The sequence below is a fragment of the Paenibacillus sp. T2-29 genome (assembly GCF_052921365.1).
Map to the genome: position 1 here is coordinate 83,759 of NZ_JBREVE010000014.1, position 26,946 is coordinate 110,704.

24 protein-coding genes, 1 rRNA gene, 1 pseudogene and 1 riboswitch are annotated in these 26,946 nt (G+C 47.5%); of the genes and pseudogenes, 6 read left to right on the forward strand and 20 right to left on the reverse strand.

Annotated features, from left to right (window positions below; genetic code table 11):
- The first annotated feature begins 14 nt into the window (after positions 1-14).
- Positions 15-674 carry an amino acid ABC transporter permease gene (locus ACU1JV_RS25725; protein WP_040102312.1) on the forward strand — a complete coding sequence of 220 codons (660 nt, stop codon included), beginning with the start codon at positions 15-17 and terminating at the stop codon, positions 672-674.
- A 14-nt stretch (positions 675-688) separates the two neighbouring features.
- Entirely contained in the window at positions 689-1,339 is a 651-nt protein-coding gene (locus tag ACU1JV_RS25730; protein WP_013369049.1) for an amino acid ABC transporter permease, read from the forward strand.
- 27 nt (positions 1,340-1,366) lie between these two features.
- On the opposite strand, the gene ACU1JV_RS25735 is transcribed toward ACU1JV_RS25730, so the two are convergent.
- From ACU1JV_RS25735 to ACU1JV_RS25770, 8 genes and pseudogenes are all read right to left on the reverse strand, one after another.
- Positions 1,367-2,122: a LysR family transcriptional regulator substrate-binding protein gene (locus ACU1JV_RS25735; RefSeq protein ID WP_413987381.1), complete on the reverse strand. Its 756-nt coding sequence runs from the start codon at positions 2,120-2,122 to the stop codon at positions 1,367-1,369.
- A gap of 6 nt (positions 2,123-2,128) precedes the next feature.
- Positions 2,129-2,287: pseudogene (locus ACU1JV_RS25740) on the reverse strand (LysR family transcriptional regulator); the annotation flags it as partial.
- Positions 2,288-2,367: 80 nt separating this feature from the next.
- On the reverse strand, positions 2,368-4,188 hold the full coding sequence (opp4A, locus tag ACU1JV_RS25745; RefSeq protein ID WP_013369047.1) for an oligopeptide ABC transporter substrate-binding protein: 1,821 nt from the start codon (positions 4,186-4,188) through the stop codon (positions 2,368-2,370).
- Between the two features lie 43 nt (positions 4,189-4,231).
- Positions 4,232-5,131 carry an ABC transporter permease gene (locus tag ACU1JV_RS25750; protein ID WP_016818864.1) on the reverse strand — a complete coding sequence of 300 codons (900 nt, stop codon included), beginning with the start codon at positions 5,129-5,131 and terminating at the stop codon, positions 4,232-4,234.
- Between the two features lie 37 nt (positions 5,132-5,168).
- A complete protein-coding gene (gene opp4B / locus ACU1JV_RS25755) occupies positions 5,169-6,137 on the reverse strand; it encodes an oligopeptide ABC transporter permease (RefSeq protein ID WP_013369045.1) in 969 nt (322 codons plus the stop codon).
- A gap of 13 nt (positions 6,138-6,150) precedes the next feature.
- Positions 6,151-7,077 carry an ABC transporter ATP-binding protein gene (locus tag ACU1JV_RS25760; protein ID WP_013369044.1) on the reverse strand — a complete coding sequence of 309 codons (927 nt, stop codon included), beginning with the start codon at positions 7,075-7,077 and terminating at the stop codon, positions 6,151-6,153.
- Positions 7,055-8,086 (reverse strand): ABC transporter ATP-binding protein, encoded by a 1,032-nt coding sequence (locus ACU1JV_RS25765; protein WP_013369043.1) that lies wholly within the window; start codon positions 8,084-8,086, stop codon positions 7,055-7,057. Before ACU1JV_RS25765 ends, ACU1JV_RS25760 begins: the two co-directional genes overlap by 23 nt.
- Positions 8,087-8,414: 328 nt before the next feature.
- On the reverse strand, positions 8,415-10,019 hold the full coding sequence (locus ACU1JV_RS25770; protein ID WP_413987380.1) for a DUF6359 domain-containing protein: 1,605 nt from the start codon (positions 10,017-10,019) through the stop codon (positions 8,415-8,417).
- A 214-nt stretch (positions 10,020-10,233) separates the two neighbouring features.
- Positions 10,234-10,348, forward strand: a riboswitch (glycine riboswitch).
- Between the two features lie 211 nt (positions 10,349-10,559).
- Here ACU1JV_RS25770 and sdaAB point away from each other — a divergent pair.
- Both sdaAB and sdaAA read left to right on the forward strand, forming a co-directional pair.
- Positions 10,560-11,249: an L-serine ammonia-lyase, iron-sulfur-dependent subunit beta gene (sdaAB, locus tag ACU1JV_RS25775; RefSeq protein ID WP_346835081.1), complete on the forward strand. Its 690-nt coding sequence runs from the start codon at positions 10,560-10,562 to the stop codon at positions 11,247-11,249.
- Complete coding sequence (gene sdaAA / locus ACU1JV_RS25780; protein WP_413987379.1) at positions 11,239-12,138, forward strand: L-serine ammonia-lyase, iron-sulfur-dependent, subunit alpha; 900 nt, start codon at positions 11,239-11,241, stop codon at positions 12,136-12,138. The genes sdaAB and sdaAA overlap by 11 nt, the downstream gene beginning before the upstream one ends.
- Before the next feature lie 111 nt (positions 12,139-12,249).
- Here sdaAA and ACU1JV_RS25785 read toward each other — a convergent pair whose 3' ends face one another.
- The 6 genes from ACU1JV_RS25785 to ACU1JV_RS25810 all read right to left on the reverse strand — a co-directional run bounded on the left by ACU1JV_RS25785 (position 12,250) and on the right by ACU1JV_RS25810 (position 18,887).
- Entirely contained in the window at positions 12,250-14,586 is a 2,337-nt protein-coding gene (locus ACU1JV_RS25785; protein ID WP_413987378.1) for an Ig-like domain-containing protein, read from the reverse strand.
- Positions 14,587-14,726: 140 nt separating this feature from the next.
- Positions 14,727-15,887 (reverse strand): serine hydrolase domain-containing protein, encoded by a 1,161-nt coding sequence (locus ACU1JV_RS25790; protein WP_413987377.1) that lies wholly within the window; start codon positions 15,885-15,887, stop codon positions 14,727-14,729.
- 163 nt (positions 15,888-16,050) lie between these two features.
- Positions 16,051-16,512, reverse strand: a complete 462-nt coding sequence (locus ACU1JV_RS25795) for a pyridoxamine 5'-phosphate oxidase family protein (protein ID WP_413987376.1) — start codon at positions 16,510-16,512, stop codon at positions 16,051-16,053.
- 71 nt (positions 16,513-16,583) lie between these two features.
- Positions 16,584-16,808, reverse strand: a complete 225-nt coding sequence (locus ACU1JV_RS25800; protein WP_016818874.1) for a non-oxidative hydroxyarylic acid decarboxylases subunit D — start codon at positions 16,806-16,808, stop codon at positions 16,584-16,586.
- Positions 16,809-16,849: 41 nt separating this feature from the next.
- A complete protein-coding gene (locus ACU1JV_RS25805) occupies positions 16,850-18,268 on the reverse strand; it encodes a non-oxidative hydroxyarylic acid decarboxylases subunit C (protein ID WP_025363806.1) in 1,419 nt (472 codons plus the stop codon).
- A 28-nt stretch (positions 18,269-18,296) separates the two neighbouring features.
- A complete protein-coding gene (locus ACU1JV_RS25810) occupies positions 18,297-18,887 on the reverse strand; it encodes a flavin prenyltransferase UbiX (protein WP_013369033.1) in 591 nt (196 codons plus the stop codon).
- Positions 18,888-19,047: 160 nt separating this feature from the next.
- Here ACU1JV_RS25810 and ACU1JV_RS25815 point away from each other — a divergent pair, with 160 nt between their 5' ends.
- Positions 19,048-19,953, forward strand: a complete 906-nt coding sequence (locus tag ACU1JV_RS25815) for a LysR family transcriptional regulator (RefSeq protein WP_413987375.1) — start codon at positions 19,048-19,050, stop codon at positions 19,951-19,953.
- 72 nt (positions 19,954-20,025) lie between these two features.
- Here the strand turns inward: ACU1JV_RS25815 and ACU1JV_RS25820 are convergent, their stop codons facing one another.
- The 5 genes from ACU1JV_RS25820 to ACU1JV_RS25840 form a co-directional block, all read right to left on the reverse strand.
- Positions 20,026-21,210 (reverse strand): response regulator transcription factor, encoded by a 1,185-nt coding sequence (locus ACU1JV_RS25820; RefSeq protein ID WP_413987374.1) that lies wholly within the window; start codon positions 21,208-21,210, stop codon positions 20,026-20,028.
- A complete protein-coding gene (locus ACU1JV_RS25825) occupies positions 21,191-22,987 on the reverse strand; it encodes a sensor histidine kinase (RefSeq protein WP_413987373.1) in 1,797 nt (598 codons plus the stop codon). Before ACU1JV_RS25825 ends, ACU1JV_RS25820 begins: the two co-directional genes overlap by 20 nt.
- A 30-nt stretch (positions 22,988-23,017) precedes the next feature.
- Positions 23,018-23,851 (reverse strand): carbohydrate ABC transporter permease, encoded by an 834-nt coding sequence (locus ACU1JV_RS25830; protein ID WP_014599411.1) that lies wholly within the window; start codon positions 23,849-23,851, stop codon positions 23,018-23,020.
- A 5-nt stretch (positions 23,852-23,856) separates the two neighbouring features.
- Complete coding sequence (locus ACU1JV_RS25835; protein WP_013369028.1) at positions 23,857-24,747, reverse strand: carbohydrate ABC transporter permease; 891 nt, start codon at positions 24,745-24,747, stop codon at positions 23,857-23,859.
- 132 nt (positions 24,748-24,879) lie between these two features.
- Positions 24,880-26,211 (reverse strand): extracellular solute-binding protein, encoded by a 1,332-nt coding sequence (locus ACU1JV_RS25840; protein ID WP_413987372.1) that lies wholly within the window; start codon positions 26,209-26,211, stop codon positions 24,880-24,882.
- A 293-nt stretch (positions 26,212-26,504) separates the two neighbouring features.
- Between ACU1JV_RS25840 and ACU1JV_RS25845 the strand changes: the two genes are divergently transcribed.
- Positions 26,505-26,663: a hypothetical protein gene (locus tag ACU1JV_RS25845; protein ID WP_013369026.1), complete on the forward strand. Its 159-nt coding sequence runs from the start codon at positions 26,505-26,507 to the stop codon at positions 26,661-26,663.
- 173 nt (positions 26,664-26,836) lie between these two features.
- Here ACU1JV_RS25845 and rrf read toward each other — a convergent pair.
- Positions 26,837-26,946 (reverse strand): 5S ribosomal RNA (gene rrf / locus ACU1JV_RS25850); the annotation flags it as partial.

The following is a 26,946-nucleotide window of genomic DNA, read 5'->3' on the forward strand; positions in this document are numbered from 1 at the left end:
AGGTATACCCGTAGATGCTAACTTTTGATATCAACGTACTTTTCGATCATGGCGACCGTTTCAGAGAAGGCTTGCTTCATACTGTTCAAGCTAGTGTTATTGCCTTGATCGGAAGCTTTATTCTGGGGGCTATCATTGCCATCTTCCGAATTGCGCCTTTTAAATGGCTAAACTGGATCGGTACTGTCTATGTAGAGGTCATCCGCAATATTCCATTGCTGATTGTTGTACTGTTTTTTTATCTCGGTCTTCCCACTCTGGGCATCCCCTTGGACGGCTTTGTATCTGGAACGCTTGGATTGACTGTGTACACCGCCTCTTTTATTGCAGAAGCTATACGTGCCGGCATTCAATCTGTACCCAAGGGACAATTTGAGGCGGCAAGGTCCTCCGGGTTGAATTACAACCAGACGATGATCAGCATTATTTTACCGCAAGCCATTAAAATTGTACTGCCTGCAATCGGCAATCAATTCATCAATCTGGTTAAAAACTCTTCGGTGCTGGCCATTGTAGCTGGACTGGATCTCATGTATTACTCGGATCTCATTAACTCAGATACCTTCCTGCCCATCACAGTCTATGCGATCACGGCGCTGCTGTATCTTGTATTGACGGTTCCGCTCAGCTTTCTTGTGCTATATATGGAGCGACGCTTGTCCAAAACATCCTAAGGAGGGAAGCCCGCATGGATTTCGGTGGATTGTTTGCATGGCCTAATGTGCGTTTTATACTGGAGGGCTTCCTGCTCACGCTGGAGGTCGCTATTTACTCTATCATATTCAGCTTCGCTCTCGGTATTGTGTTCGGCATCCTGCGCTATACCCGTATACCTGTCCTTTCACAGGTTGCAGCCTTTATCATTGATCTGATTCGCAACCTGCCCTTATTGCTCATTATTTTCTTCATCGGCATGGTTTTGCCATCCATCGGATTATCGATTTCCCTCAAGTGGGCAGCCATTACAGGACTGTCGATCTTCGAGGGAGCCATGATTGCCGAAATTGTACGCAGCGGTCTCAATTCGGTTCATAAAGGACAGCTGGAAGCCGCACGCTCCTCCGGTCTAAGCTATTCTCAAACCTTATGGCATATCATTCTACCCCAAGCGCTTCGTCGCATGGTACCTCCTATTGTCAGCCAGTTCATTTCCCTATTCAAGGATACCTCACTGGCTGTCATTATCAGTTTGCCGGAGCTGACGCATAACATTCAGATCGTCGGTGGACAAAATCAATCTTTTGTCATTCCAGCTCTGCTGTTCGCCGCTTTCCTGTACTTTGCCGTTAATTACAGTATGTCACTGATTGCACGCAGGCTAGAAGTTCGTACACATTAAAGCACGTAGTACTCATCAGGGTTGCCACTAGTTGGAACACTCTGTTAGTACAGCTTGTATCTTTTCAATCAATCGCTTCACTGCTTCTCCCTGGTAACGGTCAGACCGATAAATCAACTCTAGCTGACCTTGGGGCACGCCACGCAAAATAGGTACCGTGCAAAAAAGTGAACGATCCAGTTCGGCCGCAAGGGACTTCGTCTGTAGGGTTACGGCAAGTCCCTCCTGCACCCAGCGCAGGATTGAAGGTATAGAATTTGTTTCCAGGACGGTTGCAAAGGCATACCCGCGATCACGGAAGCATTTCTCAATCAGCTTCCTGCCGGGATGGCACTCTGGCTGCATCGCCCAGGGTACATGCCTCAATTCGTCCAGCATAAGGGAAGAACGATTGGAAAATGCATGATTTACGGGGACAATAAGACAGTAGTTCTCTGTGCGAAGAGGAAGCTGGACAAGCCTTTCATCTGTACCCGAATGTAGGGTGATGCCAACGTCCACACGGTTATCCAGCAGCTGTTCTGTTACATCAAAGGATGGACAGATGTGCAAGCTGATTTTAGGAAATGACCGATGAAAGTGGGCAAACATCTCTTGCAACGACTCCTCTAGCTCCGGTAATGCGATACCAATCCGTAAACTGCCGCGTTGCTCGGTACGCAGTTCCTCAATAGAAGCCTTCGCTTGCTGTAAATCTTTGAGCGCATGCGCACTGTGTTGCAGCAGCAGTTTCCCGGCATCTGTCATTTTGATTTTCTTGCCTGCACGGTCAAAGAGCGTCATGCCCAGTTCCTCTTCCAGCGCCTTAATTTGCAAGCTAAGTGTGGGTTGAGAGATACCGATCTTTTCCGAAGCCTTCGTAAAATGCAGTTCCTCGCATACGGCTATGAAGTATTGAAGCTGGCGTATTTCCGTCTTCCTTCTCTCCCTTCGAGAATCCCCAGAAATGTTTGCATGAACAGGTCAAAAGAAGCGCGAGATCGGATCAATCCGGTTCGCGCTTCTTCAGGTTATTGCGCTTTTTTAGATTATTGGGCTACTTCTGCTTTTTCCGCAGTTAACGTAATATTCGCAAACGCGTCTGCATCGTACTCCTTGCCGCGGGTAATATCGTAATTGGCTACCCGATTATTTACTGCCTCCAATGAGTAACGGAATAACGTCGGTACAATCGGCGCCTCCTCGCTCATATACGCCTGCCACTGATTGTATATATCTTTACGATAATTGTCGTCAAAGGCTTTCACAGACACCCCTTCCTGCAACAGCTTATCATTCTCTTCACTGGTAAAGCGCGAGTAGTTAAAGCTGGCTCCGCGTCCATACAGCCCACTAGGGTTTACATCTGTACCTGTACTCCATGCGCCGCCAAAAATATCAATGCCCGGGTCATCCTTCTGCACACGGTCATAGAAAGAATTGAACTCAAGCAGACGACCGTCCACCAGTTCGACATGAAGCCCGACATCCTTCCAATTTTGCAAATAAAACTTAGCCAGCGATTCGGCCGTCGCATCCCCGCTCATTGCTGCATAATGGAGCACCAGTTCCTTGCCCTTAGGGTCTTCACGGTATCCATCTCCATTGGTATCCACATATCCTGCCTCGTCCAGCAGCTTTTTCGCCTTGTCTGGATCATACGCAATGCCCTTCGCATTCACATCATGGTATCCCTTGAAGGCGGGCGGGATCAGGGATGTCGCAGGAGTCCGAAGCCCATGATAGAGCTGCTTGCCAACCTGCTCATTATTCAGCGCGTAGCCAAGGGCCTGACGCAATGACTTGTTCGCCAACTTGGCGTTCGGGTCCATAATATTTAGACTCTTGGCCTGATCGAATTTGCCCAGCTTAAAGCCTACATAACTATAAGATAATTCCTCCTGACCGAGAAACTGTACATTTTTCGGATTACTGGCCTCATTGTAACGGGTAGTCGGATAGCTGGCCCAATCGATTTCTCCGCTTTTCAACGCCTCAGTAATGACATTCGGATTCACAACCTTCAGATGAAGGCCATCCAACTTGGGCGCACCGCGGAAATAATCTTCATTTTTGACGAATTCCACAGATTCACCTGTGACCATAGATTTAATTTTGAATGGCCCATAGCCAATCGGATTTTTACGGACAGGGTCAGATCCAGCCATATCCTTTACGGGAATGTTGCGGAATACCTTCTTCTCCAGTGGTGTGGACCAAAGTCCCGACTTTACCGAAGGATTAGGTTCCTTAAAATGAATGGTAACCTCTTTCTCATTCAGCACCTTGATGCCAGAAATGGTTTTGGCCTTGCCGGCGTGATAATCTTCCATACCTACAATGTTGGTCATAAAACTATCATAACGTGGACCTTCATAGTCTTTGTGGCCGATCACTTCATAGGAAAAAGCATAGTCTTCTGCCGTTACGGGATTACCATCCGTCCAGTTCAGTTTGGGATCAATTTTGACAGTCACCGCCTTATTGTCTGCGGAAAAGGAAATCGTCGCCGCTCCTTTATCGTCAATATTCAGATTGGAATCAATCGAAAACAGGGAAGGGTAGAAAAACTGGAAGACTTCAAAATCCGGATTTCCATCATAAAATACAGGATTCAGAATACCTTCAAAAGGGGTATCGGACACGAGTGCATAATTGATGATGCCGCCCTTAATCGGGGGGTTATCGTTCTTGACCGCCTTTGCCAGCGCAGTCGCATTCACCTGCTTGCTGTCTGCCCCTGATCCACCTGTACCGTCAGACGATTTTGCTCCATTCGAAGCGGAAGGCGAGCCGCTGCATGCAGCCAAAGAAAGCACCAAAATGGCAGATAGAACAGGCAGAATTCCTTTTTTCCAGCGTTTAACCATTGTAAACCCCTCCTTGTTGTTGTCCTTATCCTTGAATTTCGGTTTAACCCAATCGTTGTTTGGCATCCGTGGCACGTTTGAGCGCCTGACCGATAAAGTTGATTGCCAGCATTAGCACCAATATAAGCAGTGAGGCAGGCAACCACATCCACCAGTTGTTCTGCAATACATCCGGGTCATTCGCATAACTCACCAGTGTCCCCAAGCTCGGAGTAGATTCCGGCAAGCCAAAGCCGAGATAGGAAAGCCCGGTCTCGATCCCGATATTTCCCGCAAGACTGAGCGTCAGATTAACAATCACAACAGAGCTGAGATTGGGCAGCACACCCAACCAGATGATCTTCCAATTGGGTGTGCCAAGGGTTTTGGAAGCCTGCACGTAGTCCAGTTCCCGCTCAGACAGCACCTTGGCCCGGATCAGGCGCGCTTTTCCAATCCATAAAAAGGCAGTCATAATAAAAATAAAGGAACCTATGCCGCTTTTGGGCACAATGCTGACAAATACGATAACCAGCATCAAGAATGGAAGCACCAGGATAAAATCAATGATTCGCATGATGATGTTATCAACCAGTCCTCCATAAAACCCAGCCAGTAAGCCCAGCGTCAAGCCGATGGCGGCGGATAACAAAGTAATCGTAAAGCCAATGGTAAAGGAATTGCGGGCCCCAATGACCAGCTGGCCGAATATATCCCTGCCCGCTCGGTCCGTACCCAGCCAATGCACCGAACCGGGAGCTTCGCGGATCGCACCCAAATCGACCGTCGTGACTACATCCTGATTGACAAACAGGACAGAGGCATATATAAAAATCAAGAACAGAGCCACAAATCCAATGGAAATCAAGGCCATTTTGTCACGTACGAGTTCACGACGCAGTACAGACCAGCTAGACGGTGATTTACGAATGATTTCCGGCGAGAAGACTTCCTCCACCTGCATAGACACCATAATCCCTCCTTTTCTCTAGACTTGTTCTCTATTCAATTCGAATGCGGGGATCGACCTTGCTTAGGATGACATCAGATAAAAGGGTCCCTAATAGTGCCAAGAAGCCGGAGATCATGACCAGTGCGTTCACAACTGAAAAGTCCCGTTGGGTGATGGACTGAAGAAATAGCTGGCCCAACCCCGGATAACCAAAAATAGATTCTAGGAAAACGTTGCCCGCAATCACACCCGTCAGGTCGTAGCCCAAGAAAGCAGCAATGGGTAATAAAGAGTTTTTGAAAATATGACGGGAATAGATCTTTCCTTCGGGTACCCCCTTGGAACGCGCCGTTTTCACAAAATCCTTCAGACGTGTGTCAATGACCTCATTGCGCAAATACTGAATCGTAGCCGTTGTACTGAGTAATGCGCCTGTAACCGCCGGTAGAATGAGGTGATATGACTTATTCACGTAATATGACCATGTCCCCGGCTCTACACCTACATCCACACTGCCGCTGGTTGGAAACCAGCCAAGCCTGAACCCAAACACGTACAACAACAGCAATGCGAGTATAAATAGAGGTGTCGCAAAGCTGAGATAGGTATACCCGACCACGGTTTTATCCAGCAGACTATGCTGATAACGACCGCTGAGTACTCCCAGCGGAATGGCGATCAGATACGTTAGAACCAGAATCACAACACCCAGAAAGAACGTGTTCCCCAAACGACTGCCAATCAAATCAGTAACGCTAATTTTATGTACATAAGATTTGCCCAGATCCCCATGAGCAAGCTGGACGAGCCAGTTCCCATACTGCACCCACACCGGGTCATTCAATCCCAGTCTTTGCCGCTGTTCTTCCAGTGCAGCCGGATTTAGATTGGGAGTTGAAGTGATGAGCCCTGTCAGGGCATCCCCTGGCATAGCCTTAGCTAGGAAAAATATAAGCACACTCAGTGCAAAAAGTTGAGGGATCATAACCAGCAGCCGGCGCATTGTAAATTTCCACATATTCTGTCCCCCCTTATGGTAGCGCGACTTGATGGGATGAACTTACTGACTTTAGTGCAAACGGCTTTCCACTCGCATCTAGATGTTTGGGCAGCTCTGACTTGTAAGAGGATAAAAGCTTTTGCCTTTTTTGAGCATTTTCCAGCCGTTTCGCAGGATCGATACTGGGAATGGTGGCAATAAGCCGCTGGGTATACAAATGCTGTGGACACTCATATATATCTTGCTCGCTCCCCTGTTCCACTAAGCGACCTCGGTACATGATGCCGATTTGGTCACACATATGGCGGATAATCCCCAGGTCATGACTAATGAACAAATACGTCAATTTGAACTCCCGCTGCACATCCTTCATAAAATTAAGCACCTGTGCCTGCACAGAAACGTCAAGCGCTGATACGGGCTCATCTGCAATAATCAGTTTTGGGTTTAATGTCAGCGCACGCGCAATCCCGATCCTTTGCCGCTGTCCCCCGGAAAATTCATGCGGATATTTGTAGGCCGCATCAGCGTTCAAGCCAACCTTTTCCAGCAGCATCTGTACTTTCCGCCGTTCTTCCTCATTACTCAGCCTTTCAAAGTTTCGCAGTGGTTCAGCAATGACATCCAATACGCGCTTGCGCGGGTTAAGCGAAGAATAGGGGTCCTGAAAAATCATCTGAATGTCTCTACGCAGCGGATGGCGGTTATTACGACTCAGAGCCGTAAGATCCTTGCCATTAAAAAGAATCTGTCCGCTCGTCAACTTATTCAGGCCGATAATCGTTCTTCCTGTCGTCGTCTTTCCACAGCCGGATTCTCCTACTAGCCCGTATGTTTGGCCTGCCTCTATGCTGATCGACACGCCATCCACTGCTTTTACCTGGTCAACGACACGCTGGAAAAAACCGCCGCGCACCGGATAATGAACCTTCAAATCATTTATCTCTAGTAGTGCCATGAGCAGCCTCTCCCTTTGTCTCATCTTCAAAATGAAAATGCTGGTAACATGTACAGCGGACCCAATGGCCGGGAGAAATTTCACTTAATCGGGGATGGTCTTCATGCATTCTCTGCTGAATCCAAGGAATACGCGAAGCAAAGCGACAGCTATTGCGAGGAATATCTTGCAATGAGGGAACAATACCACCGATGACATGCAGCGGTTCTCCCTTGGTATGCGATCCCGGCATGGAGGCTAGCAAGGAACGCGTATACGGATGCTGTGGATGCCGAAATAATTCAAAAACATCTGCGCTTTCCACGATTTCTCCGGCATACATGACCACCACACGGTCGGCTACTTCGGCCACAACGCCAAGATCGTGCGTAATCAGAATAATTCCGCTTCCGGTCTCCTGTTGAAGCTGTTTGAGCAAGTCAAGAATTTGCGATTGAATGGTTACATCGAGCGCAGTCGTCGGCTCATCTGCAATAATAAGAGAGGGTCGGCAAGCTATGGCAATCGCGATCATCACACGCTGGCGCATCCCTCCTGAAAGTTCATGCGGATACTGTTCATACACACGTACGGGGTTGGGTATATCCACGCTTTCCAGTAACTCCAGTACACGTTCCCTTTTTTGCTTCGTAGATAGGGACGTATGATAATCGAGATTTTCCTCGATCTGCTTACCAATGCACATTAACGGGTTAAGTGCTGTCAGCGGGTCCTGAAAGATCATGCCAATGCCCGCTCCGCGGATTTTATTCATTTGCCCTGAGGAGAGACGGATCAGATCCGTGCCTTTAAAAAGAACCTTTCCTTCGACACGTGTTCGCTCCATGTCATGCAGTTGTGGGATCGAAAGCGCCAGCGCGCTTTTGCCACAACCGGATTCTCCGACTACAGCCAGCACTTCATTGGGATTGACCGTCAGATCCAGATGGTCGACTGCGGGGTGATATTGATCCTTGATGCGAAAAGATACGGATAATCCTTTAATCTCCAACACGGGTTTGATATTCAATGCGCGCTTCCTCCATTCTCCATGGTCTTGTCCCGCTTATTCTCACCATGTTTGATGTTTAAAACCTCTCATGAACATTACATACCGTTTTTGTCGGAATAATTTGAATACATCCTATCACCAGTATATGGATATATCAATTAAGATTATGCTATCAACATCATTTAAAAAATCAATGATCCAGCAGTAGCGCGACTTTCCTGGCACAAAATGTAATCAAATAACCAACCACAGGTTAATTTTCATCACAAAAAAGCCGTTTGATCCCCTACAGAGGATCAAACGGCTAACTAGCACCCAACCACTCACACTGAATTCTTTACGTTTATTACGAAGCCGCTCCATAAGAGCCCGACTTGAACGTTTTTGGATCGTACCATTTGTAGCCTGCTGCTGGAGCAGACCAAGGCTCGGGTTGCGGTTCTGTGGAAGCCGCAGGCTCCTCAAACGGCAGAAGCTTCGTCGGTTGATCCAGCGTTAAACCTGCCACATCGGATAATTTGGTGTAGTCCTGCTTCCACGCAAGCCATTGGACCGTTTGCACCAGGAAGGTGGCATCGTCCACTTCCTTGAAACCATCATATGTCTTTTTCGACTGTCCGTTTTCTTCACGCGCATATTTCGGTGTAGCATCTTCTACAGGGGATGAATCACCGATAAATGCTGCCTTGCCTTGACCCACCTTGGAGATCGCAGCATAAGGCCCTTCCGCACGGCCTCCACCGTTATAGACACCTTGGTCTACAGCATTACCCCATTTTTTCGTACCTGTAGGGATATAGGCAATTCCTTTGGCTTTGGTAGGATCAATAATAGCCAGCGTAGATCCCGCATGCATGGCAATCGAGCGTACACCCTTGGTAATGCCAAAGGATTGATCTGCGGTTACAATGTCCGTAGCATTCACGTCGCCAAGCGCATTATAACGGAAACGAACACCAAAGTTGGTTGCCAGCCAATCGGAGCTAGTTAACCCCTGCATCGCCGGTGATGCTGCTTCTTCTGTAGTCATCCCTTTGGCCGGATTAGTATAGGCTCCACGACGGTAGCCATTCATAACCTCAGAGGAATCCCAACGGTTTTTGTTACGGTCCGCATTATAGTGGTCGGAGATGAAGAAGACACTTCCCCCGTTATTCACATATTGCAGCAGGGCAGCCTGCTCGGATGCCTTAAAGGCAACATTCGCCTCACCGATGATGAACACATCATATTGGCGCAGCTTATCATAGGTTATGGCCTGTTCTCCATAAGTAAAAGGAATGGGACGGTTCAGTTGGTCCACTGTAAAACCTACATTACGCAATCCATTGGCAAAGTCGGAGAAGGCGCCTTCAATGACCCAATCTGCTGCCCCAGCCGTCTGTGCGTGTGTATTATCGAACAGCACCTTTTTGCCTTTGCCATCCGGCAGTGTAGTACCGGGTTGACCCGGGTTTCCAGGTTCAGGTTCGCCAGGTTCACCTGGTTCCCCCGGCTCGCTTCCGTTCACCAGTTCAACAGTGCTTGGACTTTTCACTCCACCAAAATTATTGTAGGTGCCAAGTGTACCCGTCACACGGATTTTGCTGCCAATCAGCTCAGGATGGCCTGTTAGCCCAAATTGCCCTCTGTACGCTGATGTCAGCTGTACATCCAATAGATTAGACGTGCTTCGTTCATTGGCCTGGTCGGCAATCAGTACGTTAAAATCATTCGCAAACGGAGAAGAAAAATTAGCCGTTTTCGATCCGGTAGCATGTCCGACGATGTAACCTTCCACCGTCACTGTGCCTCCACTGCCTTGGCGCTGGAGTGCCTCGGCTACTGTCAGTGCTCCCTCCGCTTTGACCTGACCGAATGGAACGAAGATCCCGATCAGCAGCGATACGATCGCTGCCAGATGCAGCACCCCTTTCAAGCGTGAACCTGTGAACCGCAAGCCTTTTACCATACGTCAATATCCCTCCTATAATTTCATAAATGTAATTGTCCTCTATCAGATTAGCTATCAATCTTCTAATTCCTTCCTGATTTCATCCATAATTATGTAAATTTTATTCTTATTTATCGGAAACTCGCTTGTTTATGTAAAAATTGAACCCTGCGATTGACACCGAGCACAGCATACATTACGCTAAGAAAGATATGTAGAACGGTATACGCGAATGAAGATGACGGGAGAGTCTGTCCAGGGGCTTACACGCTGGCGGCACCGAAGGAGCAAGACGCCAACACCCGGCTGGCGGATAATCTCTCAGGTCCATGTATCGTCATCTGACGCAACTCTGGAGAGAGCGCAAGCCACCCAAGGGGTAAGGCGGTAAGGACACCGCACGAAACTCTCAGGTAACGAGGACAGAGATAAGGGAAACTTCCTTATCCTGTCCTTTTTTGCGCTCACATTGTACGTCAGCATTAGGAACCGTCATAGCCGCGCAAAAACGCGGAAATACCATATACTATGGTACTAGAACATACAGGGGGCCACACCATGCGTTTCAAAGATGTATTTTCCATTATCGGTCCGGCCATGACCGGACCTTCCAGTTCACACACTGCAGGCGCGGTGCGGCTTGCACGCGTTGCCCGTCACTGGCTCGGGACGCAGCCTGACCGTGCCCGCATGACACTGTACGGCTCCTTCGCCGACACATACAAAGGACACGGTACAGACCTGGCGCTCATCGCAGGACTGCTCAATTACGATACAGACGACCACCGAATTCCAGATGCCGAGCAATGGGCGGAGCAGGCCGGGATGATCGTGGAATTTGCCGTCAGCGGACTACCCGCCCCCCATCCGAACACCGTCCGTTTTGAGCTGTGGAAGGGTGAGGATCAGCGTACACTGCTGGGTTCCTCCATCGGCGGTGGCAGCATCCATGTCCAGCAGCTCAACGAATTCCGAGTCAACCTGACCGGAGAGCTGTCTACGTTGGTGCTTCTTCACTCGGATAAGCCCGGTACATTAGGTGCGGTGACTTCAGCGCTCGGCGCTGCTGACATTAACATTGCCTATATGCACGTGGATCGCAAAGGTCGGGATGGAGAAGCACTTACAGCTATCGAAACGGACAGTCCTCCTACGGCTGAATTAATCGCAAAACTACAATCCTTACCACATATGTACGAAATTAAAATGATTAATTTGAAAAAAGGAGCTGAATCTGATGCGATTTAGCCATCTGCATGAAATCAGCGCTATATGCGCTGAGGAATCCACCACGATTGGCCGCCTGATGATTCAAGAGCAGGTACAAGAGACGAATACAACGGAAGAAGAAATCTTCCGCCAAATGTCTGATTATTATGAAGTCATGAAAGAGGCTGTTCATCGTGGTCAGACGCAAGACACCGTATCCCGCAGTGGATTAACGGGCGGCGACGGCAAGCGCTTAGCCGAATATCTGCGGACAGGGGAAACCTGCTCCGGCGATGCCTCCGCGCTCGCCATGGCTTATGCGCTCTCCGTGTCGGAGGTTAATGCGTCCATGGGGCGCATTGTCGCCACGCCCACTGCAGGTTCATGCGGAGTCATCCCCGGTGTGTTCATTAGTGCGCAGGAGCGGTTCGGCTGGGATGATGAGCATATGGTGCACGGCTTGTTCTCAGCCGGAGCCATTGGCTACGTCATCGCCAACAATTCCTTCATTTCCGGCGCGGAGGGAGGCTGTCAGGCTGAGATTGGTTCAGCCATCGGGATGGCCGCTGGCGCTATGGTCGAGCTACGCGGTGGCACACCTGAGCAGGCTGTTCACGCCGTAGGCCTAGCGCTCAAGAACACGCTCGGCCTAATATGCGACCCCGTCGCCGGACTCGTCGAGATTCCGTGTATCGTGCGCAACGGGCTGGGAGCCGTGACCGCACTTGCCGCAGCGGATATGGCTTTGGCGGGTGTGCGCAGCGCCATTCCGTCTGACGAAGTCATTGACGTGATGCTTGAAGTCGGCAGCGCAATGCCGTCAAAGCACCGCGAGACCGCCAAAGGCGGCTTGGCCCAGACCCCCACTGGCAAGCGTTTGACCGAATCCCTTACTCGCAACACATCGGTCAAAAAGGATAAGCCATAATTGGGGTAACCTCCTCTGTATTAAGAAGCGAGTACGTCCCTTAAAAATAAAAGAGCAAGCATGCCGTCCCTAGACGTATGCTTGCTCTTTTTCTTTTCAGTCGGTTACAGATTACTGAACGGTTACCTGTACCTTCGTCATTTTACCAGCATATTTTACTGTAATTACAGCTTTGCCCTTACCCTGTGCTTTAATGTTACCGTCTTTGACGGTCGCAACGATAATTCTGGATGAGGACCAGACAGCCGGCTTGGAAACATCCTTCTCCGACTCATCCTTATACGTGGCTGTAGCCGTAACCTTAGCCAGCTGCCCTGCCTTCAAAGTCAAGGCGACTTCGTCCGTTTGCAGATATTTAAGCGTATCAACATCAACAGGCACGCTGATCACCTTACCGCCGAACTTCGCCTGAATGTTAGCTTTACCGTAGCTGACCGCGGTAACCTGACCCTTTTTGACGGTGGCTACCTTATAATTGGACGTTTTCCATTCAGCTTGAGTTGTAACATCCTTTTCTTTACCATCACTGGATTTAACCACAATCGCAATCGTTTTTTGATCCCCGGATTTCAGTGATAACGCAATGGCATCCGCTTCAATCTTTTGCGCTACGTCTACTTCTACCGTAAATGTAATGGTTTGCTTGCCATATGAAGCAGTGATCGTTGCCTTACCGCTAGCATTAGCTTTGATCAAACCTTCGCTAACTTCAACTACTTTTACATTGCTAGTAGTCCAAGTGGCGTCCTTGGTTACGTCTGTTTTTGTACCGCCACTCTTAACGCCTGATACTTTCAGCTGCTTCGTTTCCTGAGCACCGAGTGCAATTACGCGCGAGTCTGTTTCCAAACGGTCTACAAGGCCCACTTGTACGTTTATCGTCAGTTTTTTGCCGTTATAGGTTGCGGTAATAACCGCTTTACCGGCCGCTTTACCCGTAATCGTTCCCTTGGACACAGAAGCAATATCTTCCGCACTTGAAGTCCATTCTGCATCCTTTGTAACATCTTCCTTACGCCCGTCCGCATAAGTAGCCGTCAGAGTCGCAGTATAGTCCTCATTAATATCTATCGTTGCCGTTTTAGAGGACAAAGATAGATCACCAGGTACGTTTACGGATACGGTAGCTGTGGCTGTTTTGCCGCCATAAGAAGCTGTGATCGTTGCCTCACCTGTTTTATAACCTGTGACTTCTCCCCCGCTGACAAAAGCGATATCTTCATTACTGGACTTCCACTCTGCTTTACTTGTGATATCTTCTTCCGTCCCTGTTACATAGGTTGCGGTCAGCTTGAGCTTTTTGGATTCCTTAGCATTCAAGCTCAGCTTGTCCTCGCTTAAATCCAGAAATCTAGAGGTTTCAATATCTGTCTTGATCGAAACCGTCTTATCTCCGTACTTAGCGGTCACTGTAGCCGACCCCGCTCCAATGGCCATAATCGTTCCTTTATTCACTGTTGCAATTTTTTCATCGCTTGATGTCCAAGCAGCTTTATCTGTGATATCTGTTACCGTACCATCCGGGTACACAGCAGATACCTGTATTTTTTTTGATTCATCCAAACGGAGAAAAATATTGGTTTCGCTGGCTTTCAGCTTATTCGTCTGATCCACATCCACCGCAATCGTAGCGGACATCGTGCCATATTTACCTGTGATTGTCGCCTTCCCTGTGCTATAGCCGGTAATAGTGCCTTTCAGAACATCTGCCACGGCTGTATTGCTGGAGCTCCACTCGGCAGACTCTGTAACATCCTGAGTCGATCCATCCGGGAACGTGGCTGTCAATTTAACCTTCTCCGTATCTTTTAACAAAAGAGAAACCTCTGATGTACTGGCATCCAGCCGTTTAACCTGCTCTACCTGTACAGCAATCGTTACGGTCTGTTGTCCATATACAGCCTTAATATTAGCTGAACCTGCTCCCTGAGCAGTAACTAATCCGTTGACTACAGTCGCTACCTTCTGATTATCCGAAGTCCAGGTCGCATCACCTGAAACCTGAGCTGTTGTATTATCACTGTAAGTCGCTGTCAGATCAATCTGTCCTGTGCCGCTTGAACGCAGGCTCAGGCTTTGTACACTGGATGTCAGCGCCTTAACCTTTTTCGTTACATGTACCTGAACGGATTGTACCTTGTCTTTATAGGTCGCTACCACGGTCGCTTCCCCTTCAGCTTTGGCTGAAACCGTACCGTTATACACCGTAGCGATAGCTGTATTATCACTTTTCCAATCCGTGCTTACGGTTACATTTGAGGTTGTCCCATCGCTATAAACAGCCGTTGCCGTCAACGCAGCTGTATCCCCCTGTTGCAAAGTTACCTCGTTAGACGAAAGGACAATCTTGGAAAGCACCGCTTCTGCTGCAGATGCAAACCCTGCATATGATGTAAAACTTGAAATCAGGATGACCAACGCCAGAAAACCGGACCATCTATTCTTCAAAATCTAATTCCCTCCTATTTTCAAAGCTAAAAATTAAGGATTTCGTAAAATCCCTACACCTACGTTTTATGTCGTCATATGGAAAAGAATAGTTTAGACTTTAGAGAAAATTTGGTCCTTATTAACTAGAATCGGTACTTTTACAGACAGCTGTAAGCTGCTGCACGAATTCTTAAATGGTGGTACTCTTCCATATTGGGATCAAGCTGATGCATATAAACGACGGAGAACTGTTCGCTCGGATCTATAGAAACCCAGGTGCCTGCCATTCCCGTCCAGCCAAATTCTCCAATCGAGCTGTTTGCATGCCCAGCCGCTTTATCCATTAACGTGCGTACACCCAGTCCATAGCCATAACCTGTATGGTATGAATTGGTGAAATCCGATAGTTGAGCTGTATTCAGATGATTTGTACGCATTAAATCAATAGTTTTTCTCCCCAATAAGTTCACACCGTTTACCGTGCCGCCATTTGACATCATTTGTGAAAATGTGAGGTAATCTTTGACTGTCGAATATAAACCTGCGCCTCCACCTTCATATATAGCATCTGGCTGATGATATTCATCCAGGAAACCCTCAATTTTTTCAAGTTTTCCGGCGTCTGTCCGTTGATACATGGAAGCCATCCGCGATTCAATATCTCCACGATAACGGTAACCTGTATTGTTCATTCCAAGCGGATCAAAGATTTCATCCTTCAAAAATTGCCCTAATGATTTACCTGAAATGACTTCAATAAGACCAGCAACAAGATCATGGCCATATCCGTATAACCATCGTGTTCCTGGTTCAAATGCAAGCGGAACTTCAGAAAGCGCTTTAATTTCTGCGCGTAGGTCATATTTCCCCTGCTTCTCCTTTAATCCTGCAATGGCCTTCTGCATAGCTTTTCCTGTTTCTGAAGACTCGGAAGCGTAAGGAAGACCTATACTCATATTGAATATATGCTTAATTAAAATGGGTTTTTCTGCCTTATCCACGTAGGTGTATCCGTTAGGAGCGGTTTTGAATACATGCGCATTACGAAATTCGGGAAGATATTCATATAAAGGCTCATTCAACAAAAATTGCCCACGTTCGTACAGCATAAGTGCAGCCGCACAGACAACGACTTTTGTCATGGAAAACAAGCGATACACTGTATCCTCAGTGATTGGTCTTTGGGCTTCCAGATCAGCATATCCATGATACCCTTCATACAACACTTGACCATTTTGTGCAATGGCACAACCACACCCTGCCGGCCCATTTGCTAAGAATCGTTGCAATAGCTGATCTACCTTGTCAAAACGAGACATTTTCATCCCTCCTATTTTCCTTCAAAAGAAACAAGCTTCCCCTCACGCTCTAATTCCTGTTCCAACAAGCTCAACCTGACTCCTTGTAAGCGCTTATTCCCTTGCATCTATTTTAACGGTAAACTTGGTAATTACAAAGATGATTTGTCATACTCAGATAGCTTTATACCAACAACTCTGCCACCGTCTCTTTCCAGCGATGGATCACCGATTCCGGCTCCTTGAGGCGAATTGTGACACCTGTCAAGATATCCGCATATTGAGCCGAATCTTCTCTAGCTGCGAAAACCCGTGCCGCAAATCGCTCACGCACATGCTTGGCTTCACGCAAAGCGGGCAGATGTTCCAGCGACAACCGCACATAATGCGCCTGCCCGCCGGTGAACACTGCAAGCGTCGCCTTCCCCGTACGGATCATGTTGCCAGTCGTGGTCGTACCCGGCCACAGTGCCAGACGTAAATTTTCCTCGTCCAGCGCTACAATCTCACCCACGCTAATCATTGCTATGTGCGGCCACTGATCTTCTGTAACCGTCAACAGCATCATTGCTTCTTGTTGCTTGTGCTCCAACTCCTTGCCGTTCAGCAGCGTGAACAGCTCCTTACCGATCCTTGGCGTCTGCATGAAGTATAATCCCCTTTACATTTGGCCTATAACTTCAAAATACCATAATTTACGGCTACTTACGAACGACCCTATATCCGCTCTGGAATAGGAGGAACATGAGCAGCATCCGGAATATCTTGGGGGTTTACCTTGAACGCCGATTTATACTTTGCTGGATCAGTAATGCTATCCGGTTCTGAGGTTCGCCATGTGAACAGGCATACAGGGCACAACAAAACCTCCCAGGCACCTTTAACCGGCGAATGGGAAACGACTTCTGAACGATTGGACTCACAACGGGGACAAATATGCATCTGTCAGCACTCCTTTAATCTTTCTTTGTTTTTAAAAATATTTAGCGAAGCATTTGGCTCAACTTTTTCTCCCATTCCGCTACACCCAGCGGGGAATCGAGCGGCTGCGAGTAATGGCCTCTAATATCCGGTGCTACAGGTGTCGTCGCATCCAGTATCATTTTGTGCGTCATACCTGCCGGATCAGAGCCGGGGTCAAGTGGTAAAATAGACAAGCCAGGAACAATGACAGCATCATGCTTTGGATGAAGCTTGGTGGATAAAGCCCACATGACTTGCGGCAGATTGAACGGATCGACCTCCTCGTCCACCACAATCACCAGCTTGCAATACCCCAATCCATGCGGAGTCGTTAACGCACGCATTCCCACAGCCTTCGCAAAGCCGCCATACCGGGTTTTCGTGGAAATAATAGCGACCAGCCCATGCGTATACATGGCATTAACAGCTACGATTTCATTAGGAAAAGCATCCTTAAGCTGCTGAAACAACGGTACACTTGTATTCACACCGATCATATAATCCGTTTCCGTCCAAGGCATCCCGATGTACAGATGCTCAAAGATAGGCTGTTTGCGGTGATATACACGATTAATCTGAATGACTGGCATCGCGCGACCGCCGGAATAGTGACCTGTGAATTCACCGAATGGACCTTCATACTCACGTTCACCTGCTAACACTTCGCCTTCCAAAATGACCTCGGCTCCCCAAGGCAGATCCAGATCTGCATCCTTCGCTTTGACCACACGATAAGGCTCACCCTGAATGGCGCCCGCCATCTCATATTCGGATTGATCGTACAGCAGCGGCGTAGAAGCAGCCGTTGTAATCACAGGCTCACATCCGAGGGCAATAGCCACCTTCAGATTTTCGCCACGCTCCTCAGCCTGACGGATATGGATCGCAATATCATGCTGTGGTACAGGCTGGATGCCCAAACGGTTCTTGCCTTTCACCTGCATCCGGTATAAGCCGACATTTTGCTTGCCGTAGGTGTCCGGGTCATCCAGATCGCGTGAAATTAGAATTGCTTTATCCAAATAAAACCCTCCGTCCCCCTGATTCAAACGAAACAACGGCAAAATATCAAACAAATTAATATTCTCCGTAATCTCGACTTCATGAAAAGGAGCGGCTTCTTCCCGCTTCACGGGCACCGGAAATTGTTCATAGCGTCTGGCAAATTCAAAAAACTGCTCCTTGAGCGGCGTATTTTTGGGCATTCCCATCATGAGGGCATGATTGGGCCAGGAGCCCATCACATTCATTGCAATACGAGCATCCGTATATCCATAGATGTTGTTGAAAAAGAGAGCAGGCGTCTTATCTCCAAGATTGTTTAATGCTCTGTTAGCTGCTGCGAGGTCCGGCTCCGGCTTTACCTCATCGCTGATCGTGAGTAATTGTCCCTCCTTTTCCAAGGTGTGTAGAAAATCGCGAAAGTCTTTATAAGCCATCATTCATTCTCCTTCGTCTTTCGATTTCTCAATTCTGGTGCAGCCTGGAGTCATTCTGCTTCATCCCATCCCAGCGTTTGGCTGCGGTTGTGACAATACCGAACTGATCCAATGCGCGAAAAACAATATGATCCACTAATTCCTCGATACTTGCAGGATGATTATAAAAGGCAGGCATCGGCGGCAGGATCATCACGCCCATACGTGACAGCTCCAGCATATTTTCCAGATGGATACTGCTTAATGGTGTTTCTCTGGTCATGAGCAGCAGCTTCTTTCGCTCCTTCAGTATCACATCCGCTGATCGGGTAAGCAGGTTGTCCGCCATACCGATACGAATAGAGGCAAGAGTCTTCATACTGCAAGGAGCGACGACCATACCATCTACCCGGAAGGAGCCGCTAGAAATACGTGCGGCCTGATCCTTATACGAGTAGACTGCATCCGCCATTGCCTCCACTTCCTTCACCGTGTAGCCTGTCTCATAGGGAATGTTGGCAATAGCCCACGGGGATAGCACCAGATGGCTTTGGACTCCAGCCTCCCGTAATTGTTGCAATATACGGATACCAAAGATTGACCCTGTCGCTCCCGATATTCCTACAATGATTTTCTTCATATGTCCCCTCCTTCCATCCCATCGTTTTATATTCACCCATGCATTACTGTCAAAAATTATACGCCCGTTCCCTGCACACGAAAAATATATATAATATATGTAATGCATATTTTAAAAGTATTCAAATCGAAGCGGTGTTTAGAAATGAGGAGGAATCCCAATGGACATGAAGCATCTGCATTACTTCTGTGTCATCGTGGAGGAAGGGCAAATCACCAAGGCTGCCAGAACGCTCAACATGGCCCAGCCTCCACTGAGTCAACAACTCAAAAATATGGAGGGCGAGCTTGGTGTAAAGCTGATTTACCGTGAAGGAAAAAAGTGGGAAGTTACCGAGGCCGGATATACACTGTATACACGCGCCAAACGATTATTGGCTGAAATGGAGGACACCTGTAGAGAAATTGGGGAGTTTGAAAACAGAGTAACCGGCACACTTGCCATAGGCACGTCATCCGCCTGTATGTCTCTGATTACTGAACAACTCAGTCACTTTCATCAGGATTATCCAGAGGTATACATTAAAATAGGACACGGAGACACACATCATCTGGAAGAGCTGCTGCACCAAAATAAAGTGGATCTGGCCCTGTTGCTGCTTCCGGTAGATGACAAATCGTACCATTCAATTGAGTTGGAGGGCGTCTCCTTTGTTGCCGTACTTCCGTCTGAATGGGCAGATCGTCATCCCAGTGGGGAAATTACGTTACAGGAAGCTGCCAGCTATGACCTCTTGTTGGGACGCCGAACAGAAGGACACGGACTATACGAAACCGTCATACGCAAATTTCAGGAACACCATCTTGTTCCGCGCGTCATACTGGACTGTCCTGAAATATCGACCATTCTCTCGCTCGTTTCCACAGGCATGGGAATTACCATCATTCCAGACGCTGGCTTGGGACAAGAATACGGGGACAGATTTCGCACACTCTCCATCAAGGAGCCGTTCCCCTTCACACGGCCTGCCGTCGTATGGCGCAAGGATCGTTACTTATCCAATGCAGCTCGCAAATTGGTTGAACTGCTACAAGCTGAAAACACAAAAAAGACTGTTTCCGAGTAGATGCCCTACCGCTCTACTCCTGAAACAGTCTGATGCTGGATAAACTTCCTTCATTCAGTCGTTGATATCGCCTTACTTGACTTCCTGATGCCGATACTCGGTCGGAGTCATTCCACATTTGCGCCGAAATACCTGTGTAAAATGCCTCATATCTTGATAGCCGATCCGCTCGGAAATATCAGCCAGCCGCAGATGAGGATCATTTAGCAGCCGCTTCGCCTCTTCCATACGCAAGGAAATGACGTAATCCTTATAGCCTTGTCCCGTCTTTTGCTTGAATAGCTGGCTGAAATACACCGGATTTAAAAATACGATTGAGGCCACTTTTTCCAGTGACAGCTCCTCTGTAAAGTGAGCCCGAATATACTGCAATGCTACATCAACTGTATGCATGCCCTTGCGGAGACATTCTCCTGTATCCGCTGCTGCGGCTGCAATCTCTTCTGGCGTTCGTCTTAGTCGTGCCACCTCTTCAGGTATGGATGAGAAATTGTGGTGGACACCTGAACGTGTAATTTGCAGAGGCACTCTGACATAACGCTTCAAATGGGATTCAAGCAACATCTCTAACCGTGCAGCCTCTGCTTCATCCCTTAGCCTTGCAATCCCCAGCAGACTATGGCGGTCTAGACTGACGACAAAACCGCTGCCTCCAGCCTCAATGAGCTCGGACAGTACATTTTCAATCATAAAATGCTCCAAATGTGTCTGCTTGTGATCAGGTTCCATGCGAACCATAAAAAGATGGAATTCTGGATAATTTTCGACGAAAGGCTGTATATCCAGCTTCCCCGTATCCAATCCGAGTGCATAACGTTGGAAAACAGCTTCACGTAAATAAACCATATTGGATTTAAGAAGCCTGCCCTCGTTCGCCTGTTGCGAGGCCACGAGCGCTTCGGCTGCTAACATTTCAATGCATTCCAGTAGCTTCTTTTTGCCGATTGGCTTTAACAGGTAGTCTTTGGCACCCAGCTTTACTGCTCTTTGCGCATATTGGAAGTCGGAATGGGCCGAAATGACAACCCACTGCAGATGAGGATGCTTTCGCTTGGAAATACGCATGAACTCCAGACCATCCATACCGGGCATCAGGATATCAGTCAATACAATATCCACAGGATGCTCCGCCAGAATGCCTGCTGCTTCCTCGGTGGAAGCAGCGAGATGAATGCCGCAGGTTGGTAGAGCTTGGCCAATAGTACGCCGAATCCCCTGTCGAATCATATTTTCATCGTCAGCTATCAGAATATTCATGTTTCTCCTCCTTCTGTGGCAGAGGCACACTTACAGTGACTGTCGTTCCGGCCCCTGGTGTGCTGGATATCCGTAGGCCGTACTCTTCTCCGAACATGTGCCGTAGCCGTAAATTTAGGTTTTGCAGGCCGATGCCTCCCGCCTGCCCGCTGCCCGCCTGTTTGCCGGGTTCTGCCAAAGCGACCTGGACCACCTCCCATCGTTCATATTCCATCCCTACACCATTGTCTATGATATGCAGACTCAATACACCGCCATACTCCTCCGCTCTGACGAGCAGTTTGCCACCTGTATCTGCATGAAGAGGCTCCAGCCCGTGTTTCACCGCATTTTCAATTAACGGCTGTAAGGTCATTTTGGGCAAACGGATATCCAGCCATTGTTCCTCAATGTTGACGTCAACAGATACCCTGCCCTCCAGCCGAGCTTGGATAATGGTGAGGTAGTGGCCGACTTGCTCTACCTCTTCTCGAAGACTTACATCGGCTCCCTCTTCCCAGTGACTGCTGTAACGGAACATATGGGATAAGGAGAGAACCACCTCACCGAGCTGATCCTGTCCCTTTTCATCCAGCATCCAATAGATCATATCCAGCGTATTGTACAGAAAATGTGGATTAACCTGCGTCTGTAGAGCGTGCAGCTCCGCATTTTTTTCGCTGACCGATGATATACGCACTAACTCAATCAGTTCTGCAATCTGTCTTACCATATGGTTGAAAGAAGTAGCCAACTGGTTGATTTCTTCATAGGATTCGATGTTTACCGTGTGACGAAAATTGCCTGTCTCTACCCGTTTCATTTCCCGAATAACTCGTTTGAGCGGATGGGAGATGCTCCTAGAGACGATGGACGCAATTAGCGCTGACACCATAATGAGTATAGGTGCCACGATAAATAAGTATCTTTGATTTTGCGCCAGTTCTACGTTCAGATCCTCACTGGGTGTCGCACTAATCACCGACCAATCGGCAAACGGAAGTTTGGAAGCGATTACAACTCTCTCATTATTCCGATCTACAATTACATCCTCCTCCGGGACCTGTTGCTGTAGATTTCGCAAATCTGGTGGCGGATCAGAAGAAGTAGCCGATACAATTCGATTTTCATGGCCCAACAGATATACCTGACTATTAGTGCTCAGCCGCAAATTGTGGAGAGCGGACAATACTGAACGTGGTTCAGCCTCAAACAGAACAATACCAATCGGCTTGTGTTCATCCAGATCATAGAGCTGCCGTCCGAATGCAAACACAGGTCTGGTTTCCACTTGGTCGATGACAGAGTGAGGATAAACACCCAGCCATGCAATTTTGCCCGCCGATCTTCGAATTTCCCTGTACCATTCCGTATGCTCGTAATGAGTATCAATGACATTCATATAATTGCCATAATTGTATACCTTGCCTGTGTCTGTGATGACATGAATGCCGATTAGATCCTCCCGCGAATAGTAGATGGCTCCAAGGATATTTGTAATCGTACGTTCGTTGATGTAATTGACAGCAGGTAAATCACTATGATCTGTCGTCAGCAGACGAACCAAATCCATATTGTTGCTGATCGACTTGGAAAGACTGTTATAGCTGTCGAGCAGCAATTCGAACAGTCCTGCTGTCTGAGATACATTTTTACGTGCAAGCTCGCTGATCTTATCATGGAACTGCACTGTAGTACGGTTGTAAAATAATAGACTGACCGCCAGCACAATGCTGGACATGCTCAATAGGAACAGAACAAACAAGCGGTATTGAATGGATTGAAAACGGCGCATCATACCTCCGTGCGCTCCTTTCGCATCGGCCGCCTATCCTTTAACCGCTCCTGCAACCATGCCCTTGGTGATTTTTTCGGACAGGGCAAAATAAATAATAATGACCGGTAAGGCTCCCATAACTAGAAAAGCACCAATATTGCCGTAGTTCACAGAATACTGGCTGACAAACGTATAAACGCCGAAAGGGAGAGTTTTTAGCTTTTCGGACGAGATAAAGGTGGCAGCCATAATGTATTCATTCCAGATATTAATGAAAGTTAAAATACACACTGTCATGATAGGCGGAATCGAGATGGGTAAGATTACACTGCGGAAGATACGATAAATGCTCGCTCCGTCAATGTAGGCGGATTCTTCAATTTCGTGGGGAATGGACCGCATAAAGCCGGATAGGATGAAGACCGCAATCGGTGTCTGAAAAGCAATGTAGGGTAAAATCAGCGAGAAATACGTATTCAGAATATGGACGTTTTTAAACATCACCATCAGCGGTAGCAGTGTAGCTTGCATGGGGATCATCATCCCGACCAAAAACAACGTCAGTACAACAGCCCCGAAACGCCAGCGAAAACGTGTAATTGCATAAGCAGTCATCGAGCTTAATACAATGACGAACATCATCGTAACCCCAGTCACCAGCACACTGTTTCCTAAATAACGCAAGTAGCTCCCCGATTCATAGGCTTCCTGATAGTTGTGCCACTGGGGCACTTGAGGGAGTGCAAAGAAGCTTGAACTTAATATCTCTTCATTCGTCTTCAACGAATAGGTCAACAACCAAAAGAGTGGATACAGCTGCGTGACCACTAAGACAGCCAACAGGGAGAAGACTCCCGTTTTTTTCAAGGCGTTCAACAGTCCCATCTCCTTTAGCTTACCTTATTTTCGATCCGTTTGAAAACAAAATTTATCACAATTGTAAATGACAAGCAGATTACTACGAGAAACGAAGCCAATGCACTGCCATACCCGTATTTCATAGATAAAAAGGACATATTGTACATATACGTGGATACTGTATCCGTCGCATGGGCCGGTCCTCCACCCGTCATCACCCAGATCAAATCAAACGATTGCAAGGACCCGATAAAGGCTAATACAATAGATATTTTGAAAATAGGCACAATGAGTGGCAACGTAATGTAACGGTCTGCTTTGAATCCTTCTGCCCCATCAATTTTAGCTGCTTCATACAGCTCATTGGGTATATTTTGTACACCGGTAAACTGGATAAGCAAATGGTAGCCAAAATATTGCCACAACGATACAAAATATAGAGCATACATCGCTATCTGTGGTTCCGTCAGCCAAGAGCGTGTCCAGCTTTCCAGCCCGACCGCCATCAAAATACCGTTCAGCATCCCACCCATCGAGGCCGGATTATAGATCGTTTTCCACAACTGCCCGATAATGACCACCGATAGAATGACCGGCAGAAAATACATCGTTACCAATGTATTTGCCTTACGCACATAACGATTGAGTAAAATCGCCAGCAGCAGACAGAGTGGAATTTCCAGCATGGAAAATACAGCGAACATCATCGTCCGCTTCACGGACGGCCAGAACACTGGATCGGCTGTAAAAATTCGTTTGAAATTAGCTAGCCCCACAAACTTCGCCTCTGCAATTCCGTTCCAATCTAGCAACCCGCAATACACAGATACCAGAATCGGAACAAATACCATACAGGTATACAGCAACAGGCAGGGCAGCACGAAAACGGCAATTGTGCGTGCCGGCACCTTCAGTACATTCATGCTCTAATCTCCTTTGTGTTGATTCGGAGTATCTTCTGGGGATGCTTAACCATATGTGATTGCGAATCAGGGAAGAGTACCTTCGCTCCCTCCCCTAGAGTCCGCTACTTCAGGATTTTGCAAAATCCTCACTTATTTATTGGCTTCAAAAGTGTTCTGGTGTTCCTTCGCAACTTGCGCAGAGTCTTCTTGTTGCACAAACAGGTTTTGAATGCTACTTAGATGCGCCTGCGCAATAGCCGGATTCATCGTATTATCAAAAGCGAGGTCTCCTCCTTTTACATTTTTGAACAGCTCATTGAGACTAATGGCTAGTTCGGAATAACCCGCTTCCTTCAGATCGCCTTTCATTTTCTGACCACTGCCAATTGCATTTTTCAGATCAAACTGAATCTTGGGCATCTCTGTAATAAAATAGTGCAGAAAGTCCTTCGTCTCCTGTAAATGTTCACTATTCGCAGATACCGCAAACGCGCTACCTGGCGCGATGACATACTCATTTACATTCCCTTTGCCATTCACCGTAGGGAACTGAAACGCTCCGACCTTACCCGCTACCGGGGAAGCATCAATAGAACCTGTTTCCCAAGTGCCCATGATATACATCGCAGCTTTTCCTGTTTTAAAAATATTACCGCCTGCATTATAGTCAATAGATGTGGCTCCATCCGGGAAAGCCCCAGCCTGCACCAATTCCTGGAACGCATCCACAGCTTCCACAAAAGCCGGGTCGTTAAACGTCTTTTTGCCATCCAGCACATCATTGAGGAAGTTTGGTCCTTCATTCGTACGCAACAGAATATTCATAAAAAGGAGGGAACCGGTCCATGAATCCTTTTCCCCAATAGCAATTGGAGTAATTCCCTTCGCTTTTAGTGTCTTGACCGTCGTAATCAGCTCATCAAAGGTAGTCGGCAACTTTTGAATTCCCGCCTGCTCGAACAGCTCTTTGTTGAAAAAGACCACTTCTATATTGTTACCATCCGGAAAAGCATAAAGTTTATCATCGAAGCTATAGTAATTAAGAAGGCCATCCTGAAACGTATCTTTTAACCCCTCTTTATCAGCTACATCATTTAATGGTGCCAATAGCCCGGCATCTACAAATGGCTTCATCTGTGCAGCCGGATTTACAATCGTAATATCCGGTACTTCCTTCGCTGCTGCTTGTGTTTTTAGCTTGAGCTTTTGCTGATCTGTATTTAACGAATCCAATTCAATTTTGACATGAGGATGATCCTGCTCGTATTGACTTACAATCTGCTTAATCATTTTGTACGAAGGGGTGCTCGGATCAGGATTGATGTTTTGAAAAGTAATCGTCACATCCTTCGTTACATTGCCTCCACCCTTTTCCCCTGAATTTCCCGGACCTGCGCTCTGTCCGTTATTACAAGCTGCCAGCGTCAATGCCAAGGCGCCCGCCGCCACAACAGCAAACGCTTTCATCTTTATTCTGCTCATGTTCCTATTCCTCCTCTGGTTGAAGCATTGCGCAATTTATCCTCCTAGTCGGTGGACACTCAATGCCCGCTTGTTCTTTTCATTATGTTCCATAGAAAAGACGTGAACAATGCGTGAACTTAAGGAGAAGGGTTTGTTTTTTTAAGCCCTCATTTGCGTGCTTCAAAATTCATTCATATCATAACTTGCAATTTATCTAGAAGACAGGCATAATATGAATAAGATCATAGTTTGATAATGATTATCATTATTAAAAGATAATACACATAGACTTTAAAGGAGGCAGGACCGCAGTGAAAGAAGCTTTTAGTAAAACCTCCCTGCATATCGATGATTATTTGGATCTTCTCAATCTTGCCGTACAAGTCGGAGATACAAAGTGGCAAAAGGAAATTACCCGTAAACTTCAAGCCTTAAGTGCCCTCCAGGCAGAACAGGTTGAAATAGATTAACATCGCACAGTGCTGGATGTCAGTTGAAGCAGCACGTCAGGCAGCACTATACAAGGAACAACCAGAATATTGTAGTGCTTTTAACCAAAGGCATGCCATGAGCCTTTCATATGAATGATAAATGAATCGGATATACAAAAAAACACAGCCATTAAGGCTGTGCTCTTTTTTGTGCTTGGCGGCGTCCTACTCTCCCAGGACCCTGCGGTCCAAGTACCATCGGCGCTGGAGGGCTTAACGGTCGTGTTCGGGATGGGTACGTGTGGAACCCCTCCGCTATCGC